Origin of the sequence: Pseudoxanthomonas sp. (assembly GCF_027498035.1) — a bacterium.
Taxonomy (GTDB): domain Bacteria; phylum Pseudomonadota; class Gammaproteobacteria; order Xanthomonadales; family Xanthomonadaceae; genus Pseudoxanthomonas_A.
The window spans coordinates 3,295,120-3,313,654 of the sequence record NZ_CP114978.1; the positions used below are offsets into that span (position 1 = coordinate 3,295,120).

Annotated in this window: 15 protein-coding genes; 6 read left to right on the forward strand and 9 right to left on the reverse strand. The window is 67.5% G+C overall.

Annotated features, from left to right (window positions below; translation table 11 throughout):
- Positions 1-129: 129 nt before the first annotated feature.
- The 3 genes from O8I58_RS14355 to speE form a co-directional block, all read right to left on the reverse strand.
- The gene (locus O8I58_RS14355; RefSeq protein WP_298317410.1) at positions 130-2,436 is read right to left on the reverse strand and encodes a TonB-dependent receptor; all 2,307 of its coding nucleotides are present in this window, start codon (positions 2,434-2,436) and stop codon (positions 130-132) included.
- A gap of 223 nt (positions 2,437-2,659) precedes the next feature.
- The gene (locus tag O8I58_RS14360; RefSeq protein WP_298317413.1) at positions 2,660-3,769 is read right to left on the reverse strand and encodes a glycerophosphodiester phosphodiesterase; all 1,110 of its coding nucleotides are present in this window, start codon (positions 3,767-3,769) and stop codon (positions 2,660-2,662) included.
- 188 nt (positions 3,770-3,957) lie between these two features.
- On the reverse strand, positions 3,958-4,818 hold the full coding sequence (gene speE, locus O8I58_RS14365) for a polyamine aminopropyltransferase (protein ID WP_298317416.1): 861 nt from the start codon (positions 4,816-4,818) through the stop codon (positions 3,958-3,960).
- Positions 4,819-4,986: 168 nt separating this feature from the next.
- Between speE and speA the strand changes: the two genes are divergently transcribed.
- The 3 genes from speA (at position 4,987) to O8I58_RS14380 (ending at position 8,708) form a co-directional block, all read left to right on the forward strand.
- Complete coding sequence (speA, locus tag O8I58_RS14370; RefSeq protein WP_298317419.1) at positions 4,987-6,876, forward strand: arginine decarboxylase; 1,890 nt, start codon at positions 4,987-4,989, stop codon at positions 6,874-6,876.
- Between the two features lie 63 nt (positions 6,877-6,939).
- Positions 6,940-7,539 carry a hypothetical protein gene (locus O8I58_RS14375; RefSeq protein WP_298317422.1) on the forward strand — a complete coding sequence of 200 codons (600 nt, stop codon included), beginning with the start codon at positions 6,940-6,942 and terminating at the stop codon, positions 7,537-7,539.
- A gap of 95 nt (positions 7,540-7,634) precedes the next feature.
- The gene (locus O8I58_RS14380; protein ID WP_298323012.1) at positions 7,635-8,708 is read left to right on the forward strand and encodes an acyltransferase family protein; all 1,074 of its coding nucleotides are present in this window, start codon (positions 7,635-7,637) and stop codon (positions 8,706-8,708) included.
- 46 nt (positions 8,709-8,754) lie between these two features.
- On the opposite strand, the gene O8I58_RS14385 is transcribed toward O8I58_RS14380, so the two are convergent.
- From O8I58_RS14385 to radC, 6 genes are all read right to left on the reverse strand, one after another.
- Positions 8,755-9,504, reverse strand: coding sequence for an SDR family NAD(P)-dependent oxidoreductase (locus O8I58_RS14385; RefSeq protein WP_298317425.1), 750 nt, complete (start codon positions 9,502-9,504; stop codon positions 8,755-8,757).
- 28 nt (positions 9,505-9,532) lie between these two features.
- The gene (locus tag O8I58_RS14390) at positions 9,533-10,384 is read right to left on the reverse strand and encodes a carboxylesterase family protein (protein ID WP_298317429.1); all 852 of its coding nucleotides are present in this window, start codon (positions 10,382-10,384) and stop codon (positions 9,533-9,535) included.
- A gap of 37 nt (positions 10,385-10,421) precedes the next feature.
- On the reverse strand, positions 10,422-10,823 hold the full coding sequence (locus tag O8I58_RS14395) for a hypothetical protein (RefSeq protein ID WP_298317432.1): 402 nt from the start codon (positions 10,821-10,823) through the stop codon (positions 10,422-10,424).
- Positions 10,824-10,867: 44 nt separating this feature from the next.
- Entirely contained in the window at positions 10,868-11,683 is an 816-nt protein-coding gene (locus tag O8I58_RS14400; protein ID WP_298317435.1) for an SPOR domain-containing protein, read from the reverse strand.
- A 28-nt stretch (positions 11,684-11,711) separates the two neighbouring features.
- Positions 11,712-13,403, reverse strand: a complete 1,692-nt coding sequence (argS, locus tag O8I58_RS14405) for an arginine--tRNA ligase (protein WP_298317438.1) — start codon at positions 13,401-13,403, stop codon at positions 11,712-11,714.
- A gap of 93 nt (positions 13,404-13,496) precedes the next feature.
- On the reverse strand, positions 13,497-14,171 hold the full coding sequence (gene radC / locus O8I58_RS14410) for a RadC family protein (protein WP_298317442.1): 675 nt from the start codon (positions 14,169-14,171) through the stop codon (positions 13,497-13,499).
- Positions 14,172-14,374: 203 nt separating this feature from the next.
- Here radC and coaBC point away from each other — a divergent pair, with 203 nt between their 5' ends.
- From coaBC to O8I58_RS14425, 3 genes are read left to right on the forward strand one after another with little or no spacing between them, the layout of a single operon-like run.
- Entirely contained in the window at positions 14,375-15,592 is a 1,218-nt protein-coding gene (gene coaBC, locus O8I58_RS14415; RefSeq protein WP_298317448.1) for a bifunctional phosphopantothenoylcysteine decarboxylase/phosphopantothenate--cysteine ligase CoaBC, read from the forward strand.
- The gene (dut, locus tag O8I58_RS14420) at positions 15,589-16,047 is read left to right on the forward strand and encodes a dUTP diphosphatase (protein WP_298317451.1); all 459 of its coding nucleotides are present in this window, start codon (positions 15,589-15,591) and stop codon (positions 16,045-16,047) included. The genes coaBC and dut overlap by 4 nt, the downstream gene beginning before the upstream one ends.
- Positions 16,048-16,065: 18 nt before the next feature.
- Positions 16,066-18,390 (forward strand): phosphomannomutase/phosphoglucomutase, encoded by a 2,325-nt coding sequence (locus O8I58_RS14425; protein WP_298317454.1) that lies wholly within the window; start codon positions 16,066-16,068, stop codon positions 18,388-18,390.
- The last annotated feature ends 145 nt before the right edge of the window (positions 18,391-18,535 follow it).

The window sequence follows — 18,535 nt, forward strand, 5'->3', positions numbered from 1 at the left end:
CGGCCCATCTGCCAGCGCCGATGCCAGGAAGGCCGAGCGGCCCGGTGAGCGTGGGGATTCGGCTGCCACAAACGACAGCGGGGCGCGGAAGATTCCGCGCCCCGCTGCGTTTCAACGCGAAGTTGCTGTCTAGAACTCGGCGCCGAACGTCAGGAAGATCTGGCGCGGCGCGCTGGCGTGGATCGCATACAGCGTGCCGTTGGGATCGGCCGCGGCGGTGGAACTGATCTGCGCGGCGTAGCGCTTGTCGGTGAGGTTGGTCACGTTCAGGGCCACGTTGATGTTACGCAGGCCCATGCCCTCACCAAAGTTGTAGCCGCTGCCGAAGTCGAAGGTGGTCACGCCCGGCACTGACTGGTCGTTGGTGTAGGTGTAGTAGCGCTTGCCGGTGTACTTGCCACGCAGGCTGACGTTGAAGCCATCGCGACGCCAGGTCAGTTCGCTCGACGCCATCTGCTGCGGTGTATCGACCGTGATCTTGCCGGCGACCGGTACCTCGACGCCACCGGCGACGTAGTTGTCCTCGTAGGTGGTCTTGTTCCAGGACAGCGCGTTGTACCACTCCAGTCCGTCGATGGGCTTGAGGATGAAGGTCAGTTCGGCGCCGTTACTCTTGACCGAGCCGACGTTGACGAACTGGGTCACGCACTCGGGCCGGGTGCCGACTTCGATGCTTGAACACGGATTGAGCGAGAGCAGGCGGTTGTCGAACAGCACGTGGTAGACCGCCAGCGAGGCCTGGTACTTCTCGCCGAAGTTGCGCCAGCCCGCTTCCAGCGTGCGTGACTTCTCCGGTTGCAGTCCCGCGGCAGCGGCAAACGATGCGGGCGATACCTGCAGCGGGCCGCCGCTGCCACCACCGACGAACGCGGCGATGTTTTCGGCGTAGGAAGCAAAGACTTCGTTGGCGGCGTTGATGCGGAAGCCGGCGCCGATCTGCGGCAGGATCGTTTCCTTGGCGACCAGCGTACCGCTGGCCAGCGAGGTTTCGGTACCGGCCTTGGAGACTGCTTCCATCTCGGTGCGCGGGCTCTTGAAGCCCACGTCCACAGTCAGGCGGTCGTCGAGGAACTTCATCCGGTCCTGCACGTAGAACTGGCGCGTGTGGATGGCGAAGTCCTGGTCGAACAGCCGGCGGTCCGGATGGTTGACGTAGAAGTCGTCCACGAACGGGCCGGTCACATAGTAGAAATTGCGCTCGACGTTGTGGTCGTTGTACTCGTACCAGAAGCCTGCCTCCAGCGCGTGGATGCCCCATTGCCAGGTCAGCGCCGCGGTCATGCCGGTGCGGTTGATGGTGTAGTTGGTCGAGCGGATCGAGATCGGCAGTTCCTCGTCCGTGCCCGGGTTTGAAGCCTGGCCCGGCGCCCACCAATGGCCCTGGCCGCGGTTCTCGTGGTGGTAGGCCATCACCTTCAGGCGCGCGCTGTCGCCCAGGGCGATGTCGCCATCGAGCGAATACAGGTTGTCGTCACGCAGGGCGCGGGACTGGTAATACGCATCGTCGATGCTGTTGACGTCGCCGGTGAACGCGCACTGCGCCGCGTCGTACGTGGCGGGTGCGCAATAGGCCGCGGCGACGGCGCGGTCCCAGTCCGGCGCGTAGATGTTCCAGTCCCAGCCCAGGCCGCGCGCCAGACCGCTCTTGGACAGCGAGGCGTAGTTGGCCTGGCTCACGCGCGAGGTCGCGACGAACGCGCTGAAGCGGTTGTCGCCGATGTTCCACACCGCCTTGGCATTGAACTGTTTGGTGGTCTGGTTCTGGCTGGGCGCGGTCCACATGTCCGCGTCCTGGCGCACGCCGGACACGTACGCGGCGAAGCCGTTGTGGTCGCCGGTATCCACGCGCACGAAGGTGCGGTTCTCGCTGTCGCTGCCCACGGTCTGCGCGACGCGGCCGCCGAATTCGGTGGAAGGGTCCTGCGAAAAATACTGGATCGTGCCACCCAGGTTGCTGGTCGAGGCCACGCCGAGCGAGCCGATGCCCTCGGACAGCTCCGCGCCGGCCAGGTTCTCGGGAATCAGCGCGCGGGCGATGCTCAGGCCGTTGTAGTTGCCGTAGCTGTTGTCACCCAGCGGAATGCCGTCCAGCGTGTAGCCCAGGCGGCTCTTGTCGAAGCCGCGCAGGCTGATGGTCTGCGATTCCTCGTTCGCGCCGAAGGCGTCGTTGGACTGCACAGATACGCCCGGCAGGCGGTTGAGGATCTTCTGGCCGCTGGTGCCAGGCGGCAGCACCTGCTTGTCGACCTCGCTGATGCGCTGCACCTGGCGGGTTTCGCCGGCGCCGATCACCGACACGTTGTCGAGCGTCTTGGCATCGGTGTTGCTGGCTTCGGCCGGTGCGGCGGCAGGCGTGTCGTCGAGGGCGTTAGCGGCATGGGCGTGGCCTGCGCAAAGCGCAAGCGACACCGCGACCGTCAGGGTGCGGATGTGCATGGTGTTCCGTGGTGGGGAGGGGGTACACGACAGCGCAGATGCGTTGCGCGCGACCACACCATGACCACGGAAGATGAAAGGTTTCTTACATCGTGCTGCGCGATGTCATGCAGCGTGACGTGGTGTTGATTTTTTGCGGCTCCGACATGAATTCACGCCGGAAGTCCGGCAATGCGTGCGGTGCGCGATCGCACGACACACGCATTGCACCGGGCCCGCGAGGTCAGGGCTTGCGCCAGCCATCCACCGCGGCGCGACCCAACGCGGGATCATCGGTGAAGAAGCCGTCGATGCCGGCATCCAGCAGTGCGCGCATTTCGGCGATGCTGCCGGCGTCATGGCGCGTGGTGGGCGCGTCGCCGTCACGCAGGTTCCCGGGCAGGAAATAATTTTCCGGGCGGAAGGTGTAAGGCTCCACCTTCAGGCCGGCCGCATGCGCATCACGCACCACCGACGAGGGCGTTCCGAGGTTCTGCTGCGCATCGAACGGAATCACGCTGCGCAGGTTCGGTCCCAGGATCTGCGCGTAGCGGGCCACCTCGCGCAGGCCTGCTGCGCTGAGGATCTGCGCATAGGTCTGGCTGCCACCGGCGGCGAGCACGTCTCCCGGCTTTTCATCGGGCGCGCCGGTGAGCTGCAGCAGCTGGATGTTCGGATGGTTCTTGCCCAGCAGCGTGTGCAACTGCTTGAGGTTGGCGAGCTCGAAGGACTGGATCACCACCGGCGCGCTGCGCGTATAGGCATGGGCCTGCAGCGTCGCCAGCACCTTGGCTTCCATCGCCAGGCCGTGCTGCTGGAAATAGGTGGGGTGCTTGATCTCGGGAATGAGGCCGATGACGCGGCCACGCGCGGCAGCTTCGGCCGCGGCGAAGTCGATGATCTCGTCCAGCGTCACGATCTGGAACTGGCCATCGAAGGCGGTACTGCGCAGCTGCGGCAGGCGTTCGCGGGCGCGCAGGGTCTTCAGCTCGGCCAGGGTGAAGTCTTCGGTGAACCAGCCTTCGATCCGCTCGCCGTCGATGGTCTTGGTCGTCTTGCGTGCTGCGAATTCCGGATGCGCAGCGACATCGGTGGTGCCGCCGATCTCGTTCTCGTGGCGCGACACCAGTGCGCCGTCCTTGGTGGACACCAGGTCAGGCTCGATGAAGTCGGCGCCGTCCTCGATGGCCTTCGCATACGAAGCGAGTGTGTGCTCGGGGCGCAGCGCGCTGGCGCCGCGGTGGCCGATCACCAGCGGCTTGTCGGTCGGCAGCGGGCGCAGGTCCTGCGCCGAGGCGGTGGAAGAAAGCGTCGCGCCCATGCAGGCCACCAGGAACAAGGTCGAACGGATCATGCAGGTCTCCGAAAGCGGTTGCCATCCGGCGAAGGACGGCAGGGTCATGACGTTGTAGCGTCGCGCATGGCCAAGGCAAGGGCATGACATCGGCGGGTCGATCTGCAGAAGCCGAACTGCGGGCACAAAAAAGCCGCGCGGCATGACCCGCGCGGCTTGGTTCAAGCCGGCCTGAAGCGGGCCTGGCGTCAGGCTTCGCCCAGTGCCTTGGCCACGAACGGCGGTGACACCAGCACGCCGGTATGCAGCGGCGCGGTGTAGTACAGGGTGTCGAACGGCTTGGCGGCCGCATCGGCCTGGCGGAAGGCGAAGTCCTTGCCCGCGTGCTTGGACGCGATGGTCACGCTCCACCAGCCGGTCGGGTAGCACGGCTGCGGGAACGGCAGGGTCTTGAACGACTGGAAGCCGGCCTTGCCCATTTCCGCACGCATGTCCTTGATCAGGTCCAGCAGCGCCAGCGGCGACTCGGACTGCTGCACCAGCAGGCCATCGGGCTTGAGCGCCTTGAAGCAGCTCTCGAAGAACGCCTTGTTGAACAGGCCTTCGGCCGGACCGACCGGGTCGGTCGAGTCCACGATCACCACGTCCACGCTGCCCGGGGCGCAGTTGGCCATGTAGGCCACGCCGTCGTCGAACAGCAGCTCGGCGCGCGCGTCGCCGTTGGATTCGCACAGCTCCGGGAAGTACTTCTCGGCCATGCGCGTGACCTGCTCGTCGATGTCGCACTGGGTGGCGCTTTCCACGCCCGGGTGCTTGAGCACCTCGCGCAGGGTGCCGCAGTCGCCGCCGCCGATGATCACCACGCGCTTGGGCGCGGCGTGGGTGAACAGCACCGGGTGGCTGATCATCTCGTGGTAGAAGAAGTTGTCCTTGGTGGTCAGCATCATCGCGCCGTCGATCACCATCAACTTGCCCCAGTCGGTGCTGTCGTAGATCTCGATCTTCTGGAACGGCGACTGCACCTCGTCCAGCTTGCCCTTCAGGCGGAAGCCGATGGCCGAGCCGGTGGGCTGGAAATGTTCGATGAACCAGGAATCGTTGGCGGTCATGGGATGTCCTTGCAGGGGCAACGCGCCTGAAAGGGCGGCGCGTCGCGGAGGTATCTGGAAAGGCGGCGACAGGCGGGGCCTGGCCGCGGGCGGCGCATTGTAACGAAGCCCAACCCCCCAGACGTTACAATCCGCGGCCATTTTCCCCGCAGACAGGCCTTCACCCCGATGAGCGAGTGGTCCACCGACCAGGCACGCAAGACCTATTCGATCCCGCACTGGGCCGACGGGTATTTCGACGTGGACGGCGCCGGCCGCATCACCGTGCGCCCACGGGGCGAGGCCGGCCCGACCGTGGCACTGCCCGAGGTGGTCGATGCCGCGCGCGCCAATGGCGCCAAACTGCCGATGCTGGTGCGGTTCCCGGACATCCTGGGCCAGCGCCTGGGCAAGCTGCAGGCCGCTTTCCAGCAGGCGCAGTCCGACTGGAACTATGCCGGTGGCTACACCGCCGTCTACCCGATCAAGGTCAACCAGCACCGCGGCGTGGCCGGCACCCTGGCCAGCCACCATGGCGAGGGCTTCGGCCTGGAAGCGGGCAGCAAGCCCGAGCTGATGGCCGTGCTGGCGCTGTCGCGCCCGGGCGGGCTGATCGTCTGCAACGGCTACAAGGACCGCGAATACATCCGCCTGGCCCTGATCGGCCGCAAGCTGGGCCTGCAGACCTTCATCGTCATCGAGAAGCCTTCCGAGCTGAAGCTGGTGCTGGAGGAATCCAAGGCGCTGGACGTCAAGCCGGGCCTGGGCGTGCGCATGCGCCTGGCCTCGCTGGGTGCGGGCAAGTGGCAGAACAGCGGCGGCGACAAGGCCAAGTTCGGCCTGTCCCCGCGCCAGGTGCTGGACTTGTGGAAGTCGCTGCGCGACACCGAATACGCTGAATCCTTAAGCCTGCTGCATTTCCACATGGGCTCGCAGATCTCCAACGTGCGCGACATCGCCAACGGCATGCGCGAGGCAGTGCGTTACTTCGTCGAGCTGTCGCGCCTGGGTGCCAAGATCAGCCACGTCGATGTCGGCGGCGGCTTAGGGATCGATTACGAAGGCACGCGTTCGCGCAGCTATTACTCGATCAATTACGGGCTGAACTCCTACGCCGGCAACATCGTCCAGCCGCTGGCCGAGGCCTGCGAGGAACACGGCCTGCCGCCGCCGCGCATCGTCACCGAGTGCGGCCGCGCGATGACCGCGCACCACGCAGTGCTGATCGCCAATGTGTCTGAAGTCGAGGAAGCGCCGGAAGGCCGCGTGCCCGACGCGCACGACGACGAGCCGGCCGCGGTCCGCCACCTGCGCGAGATCCACGAAGAGCTGGACGTGCGTCCGGCGGTGGAGCTGTTCCAGGAAGCGCAGCACTTCCACGCCGAAGGCCTGAGCGCCTACGCACTGGGCCAGATCGACCTGCCGCAGCGGGCGCGCATCGACGACTTGTTCTACGCCATCGCCCACGGCGTGCGGGCGCGCCTGAGCCACGAGGAAAAGAGCCACCGCCCGATCCTGGACGAGCTCAACGACCGCTTGGTGGACAAGTATTTCGTCAACTTCAGCGTGTTCGAATCGATCCCGGACGTGTGGGCGATCGACCAGGTGTTCCCGATCCTGCCGATCGAGCGCCTCAACGAAGCGCCCGAGCGTCGCGGCATCATCTGCGACATGACCTGCGACTCGGATGGCATGGTCAAGACCTATGTCGAGAACGAGAGCCTGGACACCTCGCTGCCGCTGCACGCGCTGAAGTCGGGCGAAAGCTATCGGATCGGGTTCTTCCTGGTCGGCGCGTACCAGGAGATCTTGGGCGACATCCACAACCTGTTCGGCGATACCGACGCAGTGGAAGTGGCCTGCGAGGGCGATGGCTACAAGCTCACCCAGCAGCGCCGCGGCGACACCACCGACGTGATGCTGGATTACGTGGGCTACGCGCTGTCCGACCTGCGCGCCGCCTACGCCCAGCGCGTGGCCGAAGCGGACCTGTCGCCCGAACGCGCGCAGGAACTGTCCGCCGCGCTTGAAGCCGGCCTGACCGGCTACACCTACTTGAGCGACGAGCCGCTGGGGTAAGGCGCAGGCCCGGTGTCTGGCCTATGCTTGAGGCCATTCGCCATCGCAAGGATGCTGCCGCGCATGTCCAACAACAGTTATCTCATCGTCGGCACGACGCCCGGCTGGCCTTATGCCCCGGATGGGGAGTTGTTTTCCGACGCCGAAATCCTGTTGTACGCACCGTTGCATGTGCCGCTGCTCTGGCTATGCCTGTTCGTGCCGGAGGACATCGCACCGGTCCGCCGCGGAGAGATGTCGGGCGAACCGAACCATTGCATGGTGAGTGTGGCCGCTGAAGTTGCGGTCAGTCGGTTGAAGGCGCGGATCGGTTTGCTGGATTCGCTTTTCGGGCAGCAGGGGAGTCTGTCTCATCACTGCGGTTTGCTCGCCGATTACCTGCTGGCCCATGCCCGGCTCAGGCCTTGGCTCGTGCTGGACATGACCGAGCTGACCGACCTGCATGGGGGCGATGACGGTGCTGTCTTGGGCCGGATCTTCCGGCAACTGCACGCAAGCGATCCCATGGCGCGGACCGGGCTGCTCGAGTGGTCGACGGTCTATCCGGACGTCCCGTTCATCACTCTCGATCGTGCTGGTGTGTGTAACGAAGAGGAAATGCACAATTTCTTCCGATTGATGGGTACCGGGTACAGCCGCCGGACCGAGACGCCGTGGGACTGAGGTCCGGACGCTCTGAAGGAACTGGGGATGCAAGCGAGCCCGCGGGACGCTTGCCTGGTCTCGACCTGCTGCGTGCTATCGCCATCGTCTGGGTGATGTTCTTCCATTCGTGGGTGGTGGGTGGACTGGGGCCGGAATGGGCGTGGTTGTCGCGCTACGGCTGGATGGGCGTGGACCTGTTCTTCGTGCTGAGCGGGTTCCTGATTGGCCAACAGGTGCTGCTGCCGCTGTCGCGCGGTGAGCGGCTGCGCTTCGGCGATTTCTACCTGCGGCGTGCGTTCCGGATCCTGCCGGCGTACTGGGTCGTGCTTGCGATCTATGTGCTGGTGCCGGGGTGGAGCGAGTTGCCGGGCCTGGAGCCGCTATGGAAGTTCGTGCTGATGGTCGTGAACCTGGGCAACGACTACGGCAACCCGGCGTTCTCCCATGCCTGGTCGCTGTGCGTGGAAGAGCACTTCTACCTGGTGTTCCCGCTGCTGGCCTGGTGGCTGACGCGCCGCCGCGCTGCCTGGAAAGTGCTGTCGCTCGCAGCGTTCGTGGTGCTGGGCGGCATCGCCTTGCGCGCCGGTGTGTGGCTGCACGACACGGCTGCGGAAGCGGCGGGTGCGCCGCAGCGCAACTGGTTCATCGAAGATCTTTACTACCCGACCTGGAACCGCCTGGATGGGCTGCTGTGCGGCGTGCTGCTGGCGACGATGAAGGTGTTCCGGCCGGCATGGTGGTCGCGTCTGCAGCTGCGCGCGAACGCGGTGCTGCTGGCCGGGATCGCGGTGATGGCGCTGGCGCTGTGGCTGTTCCGTGCGCGCTCCGGATTGCTGGGCAATGCGATCGGCTGGCCGGTGCTGTCGGCGGGGCTGGCGCTGCTGGTATTCGCCGGTGCTGGCACGCGTAGCGTGATCGGTCGGTGGCACGTGCCGGGTGCGGCCTGGTTGGCGGGGATTTCCTACAGCCTTTACCTGGTCCACAAAGCGGTGTTCAAGCTGGTGCAGGTGCACCTGGGTGAAAGCATCGCCGGCTGGGGCGTCTTGCAGGTGGCGGTGTATGGGGCTGCTGCGCTGCTGGTCGCGGCACTGCTGCACTACACGGTGGAACGTCCGTTCCTGAGGCTGCGCGGACGCATGCTGGCGCCGCGGGGCGCGACCGGCACGCAGGTGGCCGAGCGCGCCTGATTGCTGCACGCCGCCGTGATCCGGCGACGTGCGTGTCGCCGATGCGTCAGCCGCGCGCGACCTGGAAGCCGGCGAACGATTGCGTCACCGGCATGATCTCGATGCGATTGATGTTGAGGTGTGCCGGCAGCGTGGCGACGTAGAAGATCTGTTCGGCGATGTCTTCGCCGGTCATCGGGGTGGCGCCGCCGTAGAGCTTGTCCGAGGCGGCCTGGTCGCCGCCGGTGCGGACCAGGGTGAATTCGGTTTCGGCCATGCCCGGCTCGATGCTGGTCACGCGCACGCCGGTGCCATGCAGATCGCTGCGCAGGCCCAGCGAGAACTGGCGCACGAAGGCCTTGGTGCCGCCGTAGACGTTGCCACCGGTGTAGGGATAGGTCGCGGCCACCGAGCTGATATTGATCACCGCGCCCTTGCGCGCGATCAGCGTGGGCAGCAGGCGGTGGGTCAGGGTGACCAGTGCGGTGATGTTGGTGTCGATCATCTGCTGCCACTGCAGCAGGTCGGCGCTTTGCGCCGGTGCGGTGCCCAGCGCCAGGCCGGCGTTGTTGACCAGCACGTCGATGTCGGCGAAGGCGGCCGGCAGCGCGGCGATGGCGGCGTCGAGCGCGCCGGCGTCACGGATGTCGAAGGCCGCGGTGTGTACGAGGTCGGCGCCGAATTCTTCGACGAACGGCGCCAGGCGCTCGGCGCGACGACCGGTGGCGATGACTTTCCAGCCGGCACTGGCGAACTTGCGCACGGCGGCGGCGCCGAATCCGGAGGTGGCACCGGTGATGAGGACGGTCTGGGTCATGGGGGACTCCTGTGGGCGAAATGCGGGTTCAGTGGGTCTGGCGATGCTGGGCGAACATCCAGTCGCGCCACCAGTCACCGGGGATGAAATCGCCGGGCGGCTGATGCGTCAAACCGACATATTCGCGCAGGCGCATCTGGCGTCCGTTTGCGAGATGGAGGGCCGCAGCCCATTCACGGTCCGAAGCAATCGGATTTTCGGTATCGGCATCGCCATGGAAGGCAAGCGCGGGCAACTGTGCCAAGTCCGCCGCGAGCCGGCGGTCCGGCGCCACGGCGCTGACCGACACCACGGCCGCGAAGAACTGGGGGCGCGCCACGGCGGCCAGCCACGTCGTCGATCCCCCCATCGAAAAACCGGTGGCATAGAGGCGTCCCGGGTCGACGGGATGCTGCGCAACGATGGCATCGATCAGTTCCAGCGACGCCTGCAGCTGCGCCGTGGCATGGGCGACCTGCGGTCGTTCCGGGTCGTCGTAATCGGCGCTGCGGGCCGAGAACTGGGGAATCAGCACGAAGCTTGGATGGCGTGCGCGGACCGAGGGCATCGCCCAGGCCCGGGCAGAAGCGTCCTTCTCGATCTGCGCGCGATTGTCGGTGCCGATGCCGCTGGAGTTGTGGAACTGCACCACCAGGGGATATCGCCGGCCAGGTTCGATGCGCTCCGGCGTCAACAGCCGATATGGCAATACGGTGCCATCGGCTGCGGTGAAGCGGCCCGCGGTGAAATCGTCGGGCGAGATCCCGGCGACCAGACTGCGATCCAGTGGCGGGACATCGCGCAGGATCTGGGTCGTGGTGCTCGCGGTACATCCGGCCAGCGCCGCGCAGGCCAATAGCCAGGCAAGCGGCATGCAGGCCAGGCGCATGGGCAGGTTCATGTTCAACGCGTTGCACCGGCGATGCGGGCGGCCCGGCTCATGGGACGCCCTGTGCGGCGGGAAAGAGGACGCGCGTGCGATGCAGGGCTGCGCCAACCAGCGCGCCGATGGCGGCAGCCAGCAGCTGCAGGCCGAAGCCCAGCGCGTTGCTGGCCAGCACCTGGCGCATGATCAAGGGCAGCGGGCGCTGGGGCATCGCGCCGTGGGCCATCTGGATCAGTAGCGCCAGCGCGATCAACTGCAGCAGCAGGACCAGGACTACGCCAACCGGCAGGAACCTGCGTCCACCGATCCAGCCGCCGAGCAGCAGGCTGATCGCGACCGCCGCGCAAGCCACCGGCTGGATGAAGCTGTTCCCGTGCAGGGTCAGGGTCTGCCAGCTTGCGGGTAACAGCTTCGCGCCGGCTAATCCCAGCGCAAAATCAAGTACGAACGCCACGGCGGCCGCCAGGATCAGGCGCTGCCGCAGTGTCGCCGGGCGGATCACCGGGCCTTGATCGCCATGGCAGGCAGGCCGCCGCCGGACAGCTTCTGCTTGGCTTCGGCCAGTTCGCTGGCGGTGCCATAGGGGCCCATCCGCACGCGGTAGACGGTCTTGCCGGCCGAGTCGCCCGATTCGACCCGGGCGCTCAGGCCGAGCATCGCAATCTTGGCCTTGACCGCTTCGGCATCGCCCGAGGCGCTGAAGCTGCCGGCCTGCAGGATGTAGGCCACATCGCCGGCGGCGCTGGCCACGGCATTGGAGGCGGCTGCTGCGGCGACGCTGGTCTGGGTCGGCGTCGCCGACGGCGTCTTGGTCATTTCATCCAGCGGCGTGGGCTGCTGGCGGGCCAGGGTGGCGGCGTCGGGACTGGTGGCCGGCGTGGCAGCCGCGTCCTTGGCGGCCTTGGCCTGCGCGGCGGCGGTTTCCCTGGCTTTGCGCTGGTCTTCGGCGCGCGCGCTGGCGGCGAGTTCGGCGTCGGACATCTGCACTTCGCGCCCGGGCAGCAGCGTGTAGAAATCGTACTGGGTCGGCTTCTCCGGCGGTGGCTTGCTGGCCGTGGTTGCCGGGGCCGGCACCGACGCGGCGGGCGTGTCGGTGGTGGTCGCCGCGCTGTCGTCGTCGCTGGTCACCTGGGCCGGGCGCGCGTCGGGGTTGGGCTTGGGCCGCAGGAAGTTGTCGCCGTCCTTCTTCATCAGGTCCGGCACGATGAAGAACGCCGCGGCGCCAATCACCAACCCTGCGATCAGCCAGACCCAGCCGGGCGTGCCGTTGCTGGTGTTGCGCCTGGCTTGTGATTTACCGCGTCGTGCCGCCATCTGCGTGTTCGTCTCTTCGAAGTCTTGGTTACATGCGCTCGGGTGCGGAGACACCCAGCAGGTCCAGTCCGTTGGCCAGGGCCTGGCGCACCGCGCAGGCCAGCGCCAGGCGCGCATTGCGCGCTGCGGCGTCGTCGATCAGGATCGGCGCGCCGTCGTACCACGTCTGGAAAGCATAGGCCAGTTCGCGCAGGTATTGCGCGATGGCATGCGGCTCCAGCGCGATGCCTGCGGCCTCGACCACTTCCGGATACCGCGACAGCTCGACCATCAGGTTGAGTGATGCGTCGTCGTCCAGGGTGGACAGCGCGGCGATGCCGGCAGCCTGGTCGTAAGCGACAAAGCCCTTCTCGGTGACCCGGCGCAGCAGGCTGCACACGCGGGCGTGGGCGTACTGCACGTAGAAGACCGGGTTGTCCTTGCTCTGCTCGCGGGCCAGGTCGATGTCGAAGGTCAGCTGCGAATCGGGCTTGCGCGCGATCAGGAACCAGCGCGTGGCATCGGCGCCGGCTTCCTCGATCAGGTCGCGCAGGGTCAGGTAGCTGCCGGCGCGCTTGGAGAGCTTCACTTCCTCGCCGCCGCGCATCACCGTGACCATCTGGTGCAGCACGTATTCGGGCCAGCCCTGCGGAATGCCCACGTCCAGCGCTTGCAGGCCGGCGCGCACGCGCGCCAGCGAGCCGTGGTGGTCGGCGCCCAGCTCGGTGATGGCGCGGGTATAACCGCGCTGCCACTTGGACAGGTGGTAGGCCACGTCCGGCACGAAGTAGGTGTAGGTGCCGTCGGACTTGCGCATCACCCGGTCCTTGTCGTCACCGTAATCGGTCGACTTGAGCCACAGCGCGCCACCTTCCTCGTAGGTGTGGCCGGACTTGACCAGGGTGCTCACGGCCTCTTCGACCTTGCCGTCGTTGTACAGCGAGCTTTCCAGGAAATAGACGTCGAAGCCCACGCCGAACGCGGCCAGGTCGCCGTTCTGCTCGCGGCGCAGGTAGGCCACGGAGAACCGGCGGATCGCGTCCAGGTCCTCGATGTCCTTGGCGGCGGTGACGGTATGGCCTTCGATCTCCACGCTGTCGCCGCGCAGGTAGGCGTCGGCCACGTCCTGGATGTAGTCGCCGTTATAGGCGGTCTCCGGCCACTGCGCGTCGCCCGGCTTCAGGCCGTGCAGGCGCGCGAAGGTCGAGCGCGCCAGGTTTTCGATCTGCACGCCGGCATCGTTGTAATAGAACTCGCGCTGGGTGTTCCAGCCGTTGGCGGCCAGCACCCGGCCCAGGCAGTCGCCGATCACCGCCGCGCGGCCATGGCCGACATGCAGCGGGCCGGTCGGATTGGCCGACACGTATTCCACGCCGACGGTCTTGCCGGCGCCGGAGGTGTTGCGGCCATAGTCGGCGCCGAGGGTGAGCGCGGCGACGGCTTCGCGCTGGTAGGCGGCGTTGGCGAGGTGGAAGTTGATGAAGCCCGGGCCGGCGATCTCGATCCTGGCGATGTCGGCACTGGCCGGCAGCGCGTCGACCAGCGCCTGGGCCAGGGCGCGCGGATTGCTGCGCGCCGGCTTGGCCAGCAGCATCGCGGCGTTGGTGGCGAAGTCGCCGTGGTCGCGCGTCTTGGGGCGTTCGACGGTGAATTCCGGCGTGGCGGTCTCGGCGGGCAGGGTGCCGGCCTGACGCAGGGCGTCGATGCCCTGGGCGATGAGGGCGCGGAGTTCGGATTTCACGTGGGGAGTCACTGCGGCAAACGCGGGACCGGGCATTTTAGCGCAGACCGTGCGCGGCGCCCGGCCCGGACTGAACGCGGCGCGGCGGCCGGCTCAGATCCAGCCGCGCGCCGCCAGCGACACCGGCGGCCCGTCGCCGATCACGAAATGGTCCAGCAGGCGCACGTCGACCAGCGCCAGGGCCTGCTTCAGCTGGGCGGTGACGGTGCGGTCGGCGGCCGAAGGCTCGGGATTCCCGGATGGATGGTTGTGCGCGACGATCAGCGCCGCCGCGTTGTGGGCCAAGGCGCGGCGGACCACTTCGCGCGGATGGACTTCCGAGGCGTCCACGCTGCCGGAGAACAATTCCTCGTACGCCAGCGCCCGGTGCCGGGTGTCCAGGAACAACGCGGCGAACACCTCGCGCGGCTGCGCCCGCAGCTTCAAGGCGAAGTAGCGGCCCGCCGCATGCGGGTCGGTCATGGCTTCGCCGCGTTCCAGGCCGGCCGCCAGGTGGCGCTGGCCCAGTTCCAGCGCCGCGGCCAGCTGGCAGGCGCGCGCCGGGCCCAATCCGGGCAGCTGCGCCATCGCCTTGGGCGTGCGGTCGAGCAGACCACGCAATGGGCCGTGCGCACCGAGCAGTTCGCGCGCGGTCTGCACCGCGTCGCGGCCAGGCAGGCCCGAGCCGAGGAAGATCGCCAGCAGTTCGGCATCGGACAACGCGCTGGCGCCGCGGGCGAGCAGCTTCTCGCGGGGGCGTTCGTCGGCGGGCCAGTCGCGGATATGCATGTCGGTGGATGCCAGGGGAAAAGGACGAAGCGGGGGCGCCATCGCTGGACCGACAAGGCGCGCAGGCTGGCCGATGAACGCACCGGAAAGCGCAGTTCCCCTGCTTCATGGTCAGTATTCCGCTGCTTATGCTCGTGGGATATCAGGCGGCTCCGACCCTTCGGGTAAGCTGTTGTCCTGTTTTTGGATCGGAATTTTCTGACGTGGCCCAGGCCCTGGAAGGACAGCGCATCCTCTTATGCGTTGGGGGTGGCATTGCCGCCTACAAGTCACTGGAACTGGTGCGGCGCCTGCGCGACGCCGGTGCGCGCGTGCAGGTCGCCATGACCGCCGGCGCGCAGCAGTTCGTCACCCCGTTGAGCTTCCAGGCGCTGTCGGGCCAGCCCACCCGGACCACGTTGTGGGACAGCGCGGCCGAGGCCTCGATGGGCCACATCGAGCTGGCCCGCTGGGCCGACCGCGTGGTCATCGCCCCGGCCACGGCCGACCTGCTGGCGCACCTGGCGCACGGCCTGGCCGATGACCTGGTGACCACGCTGGCGCTGGCGACCACCGCGCCGATCACGGTGTGCCCGGCGATGAACCACATCATGTGGAAGCACGCCGCCACCCAGGCCAACTTGGCCACGCTGCGCGCCCGCGGCGTGCAGGTGATCGGGCCGGAAGACGGCCCGCTGGCCGAAGGCGAGTCCGGCCCGGGCCGCCTGTCCGAACCCGATGCCATCGTCGCCGCACTGGCCGACAACGTGCAGGCGGCCCTGCCGGTGATCGAAGGGCCGCTGAAAGGCCTGCATGTCGTGGTCAGCGCCGGCCCGACCTATGAAGACCTGGACCCGGTGCGCTACCTGGGCAACCGCAGCAGCGGCAAGATGGGCTTTGCCGTGGCCCAGGCCGCTGCGCGCCGCGGCGCCACCGTGACCCTGGTCGCCGGGCCGGTCAGCATCAAGACGCCTGCGGGCGTGACCCGCGTGGACGTGCGCTCGGCCGCGCAGATGCGCGCGGCGGTGTTCAATGCGTTCCCGGCCGACATCTATATCGGTGCGGCCGCCGTGGCCGATTACACGCCGCGGATGCCGGCGGCCAACAAGATCAAGAAATCCAGCGAATCGCTGGCCCTGGACCTGATCCGCACGCCGGACATCCTGGCCGAGGTCGCCATCTCCGAGCAGCCGCTCAAGCTGGTGGTCGGCTTTGCCGCCGAAACCGAGAACGTGGCCGAGTACGCGCGCGGCAAACTCATCGCCAAGCGCCTGGACATGATCGTGGCCAACCGCGTGGGCATCCCCGACGGTGGTTTCGAAAGCGACAGCAACGCGATGACCGCGTTCTGGAAAGACGGGCAGCGCGAGTTTCCCTCCGCGCCCAAGACCGAACTGGCCGATGCGCTGATCGAACTGATCGGGGAGCGCCTGAGCGCATGAGCCTGCCATTGGAAGTGAAACTGCTGGATCCGCGCTTCGGCGACAGCTGGCCGCTGCCGGCCTATGCCACCGAGGCGTCGGCCGGCCTGGACCTGCGTGCCGCGCTGGAAGCGCCGTTGACCCTGGGCGCGGGCGAATCGGCGCTGGTGCCCAGCGGGATTTCCATCCACGTCGCCGACCCGAACCTGTGCGCTGTGGTGCTGCCACGTTCGGGCCTGGGCCATCGCCACGGCATCGTGCTGGGCAACGGCACCGGCCTGATCGATGCCGATTACCAGGGGCCGCTGCTGATCAGCCTGTGGAATCGCAGCAACGAGGCCTTCGTCATCCAGGCCGGGGACCGGGTCGCGCAACTGGTGGTGTTGCCCATCGCACGCGTTCAGTTGAAGATCGTGGATACTTTTGTGGAAAGCGCACGTGGCAAGGGGGGCTTCGGCCACACGGGCGTCCGCTGACAGGGGGCAGGACCGCGCATGGCTGGATTGAAACTGGGGAAAGGCAGACAGGATTCCGGGCAGAAGATCCTGTTGCTGGCCCTGCTGCTGGTGATCCTGGCAGGGTGGTTCGGCTGGAATGGATGGGGGCAGTACCGCGAGGGTGCGCGTCGTGACGCGCTGATCCAGGCGCGCGACGCCGCCGTGGCTGGCTTGTCGCGGAACATCCAGGCTCAGGTCACCAAGCTCGACAAGCGCGTGGCCGAACCGGCCATGCAGGCCGCGGTCGCCGCCGATGACACCGCTGCGGTTGGCGCTGCGGTCAAGACCGGCTGGCCCGAGGTCGAAAACGTCGATCTGCTGCCAATGGACCTGTCGCAGGCCTATGCCGGTGCGGCCGCGTTCGGCTACAGCAAGCTGGCCCTGCTGGAGGCCGCGCAGCTGGCCAACAAGGCCGTGGTGCGCTCGGTGCGCGATGGCAAGGATTCCGGGCTCGGCATGGCCGTGCCAGTGCAGTCGCGCCTGCTGTTCGTGCGCCTGCCGGTGAACCTGCTGACGGCGCCGATGGACCAGGCCGCGATCCCTGGCACTTACCTGGCGCTGCGTCAGGGCGGTTTCACGTTGCGCGAAGTTGGTGAAACCGCGCTGTCCGGCAGCGCCGACGCCTTGTCGCGTCCGGTAGGCGAAACCGGCCTGCGCGTGGTGGCGGGCGTGGCCGATGGCACCGAAGGCCCGATCGGCCTGGGCGCATTGCCCTGCATGGTCGTGTCCGCGCTGCTGGCCGTGCTGGCATGCCTGGTCGCCCTGCTGTCGATGGGGCGCCTGAAGATGCCGTCCCTGCCGAGCAAGGCGCGCGGCGAAGTCGTTGATGAGGGGTTGACCCTGGGCCAGGCATTGCGCGCGGCGCCGGCCGCGGCGACACCGCCTGCGGTTCCGGCCGAAGGGGATGCCACCGTGCGCGCCGACGCGGCCAGGGTTGCCCGTGGCGGCGCGGTTGATTCGGGCATCTTCCGCGCCTACGACATCCGCGGCGTGGTCGGCAAAACGCTGAGCGTGCCGGCGGCCGAGCTGATCGGACAGGCCATCGGTTCGGTGATGGCCGAGCAGGGCCTGACCGAAGTGGTGGTCGCCCGCGATGGCCGACTGTCCGGCCCGGAAATGTCGTCCGGCCTGATCGAAGGCCTGCGCAGGGCCGGCCGCGACGTCATCGACATCGGCATGGTGCCCACGCCGGTGGCGTACTTCGCCGCGTTCCACCTGCGCACCGGCACCTGCGTGGCGGTGACCGGCAGTCACAACCCGCCGGATTACAACGGCTTCAAGATCGTCATCGGCGGCGAGACGCTGTCCGGCGCCAGCATCACCGACCTGTACACCCGCATCAGCGAATCGCGCCTGCTCGGCGCCGAGCGCGGCAGCCTGCAGACCCGCGAGATCGCCGAGGATTACATCCAGCGCATCGCCGGCGACGTGCAGCTGGCGCGCCCGCTCAAGGTGGTCGTGGATGCCGGCAACGGCGTGGCCGGCGAGATCGCGCCGCAGCTGCTGGAAGCCATCGGCGCCGAAGTCATCCCGCTGTACTGCGACATCGATGGCACCTTCCCCAACCACCATCCCGACCCCAGCGAGCCGGGCAACCTCAAGGACCTGGAGCAGACGGTCAAGCGTTTCGATGCCGATATCGGCCTGGCCTTCGACGGCGACGGCGACCGGCTGGGCGTGGTCACCAAGGAAGGCAAGGTCATCTTCCCCGACCGCCTGCTGATGTTGTTCGCCGCCGACGTGCTGGAACGCAACCCCGGCGCGATGGTGATCTACGACGTCAAGTGCACCGGCAAGCTGCAGGGCTGGACGCTGCGCAACGGCGGCACGCCGCTGATGTGGCAGACCGGCCATTCGCTGATCAAGGGCAAGATGCGCGAGACCGGCGCCGAACTGGCCGGCGAGATGAGCGGCCATTTCTTCTTCCAGGAACGCTGGTACGGGTTCGACGATGGCCTGTATGCCGCCGCGCGCCTGCTGGAAATCCTGGCCGCCCGCGACGAAACGTCCAGCGAAACCCTCGATGCACTGCCCGACGGCGTGTCCACGCCGGAGATCAAGGTCGATGTGCCCGACGACCAGGCCCATGCGATCGCACAGCGGTTCGTCGAGGCCGCGCGCTTCGATGGCGCCCGCCTGTCGACCATCGATGGCCTGCGCGCCGACTGGGACGATGGCTGGGGCTTGCTGCGTGCCTCCAACACCACCCCGGTGCTGGTGCTGCGTTTTGAAGCCGACGACCAGGTTGCGTTGGACCGCATACGCGATGCGTTCCGCGACCAGCTCCAGGCCGTGGCGTCGGAGCTGAAGATCACCTTCTAAGCCTGCGTGGGAGCCCTGGCGCGGGAACATGCGGCCTGGCGACAACGGTAGAGCCGAGCTTGCTCGGCTGGGGCTTTCGCGACGATCCGACCGAAGCGCAGCGAAGTTCCCAGGATGGGATTGTCACAAGCGCCGCTCTGCAAGG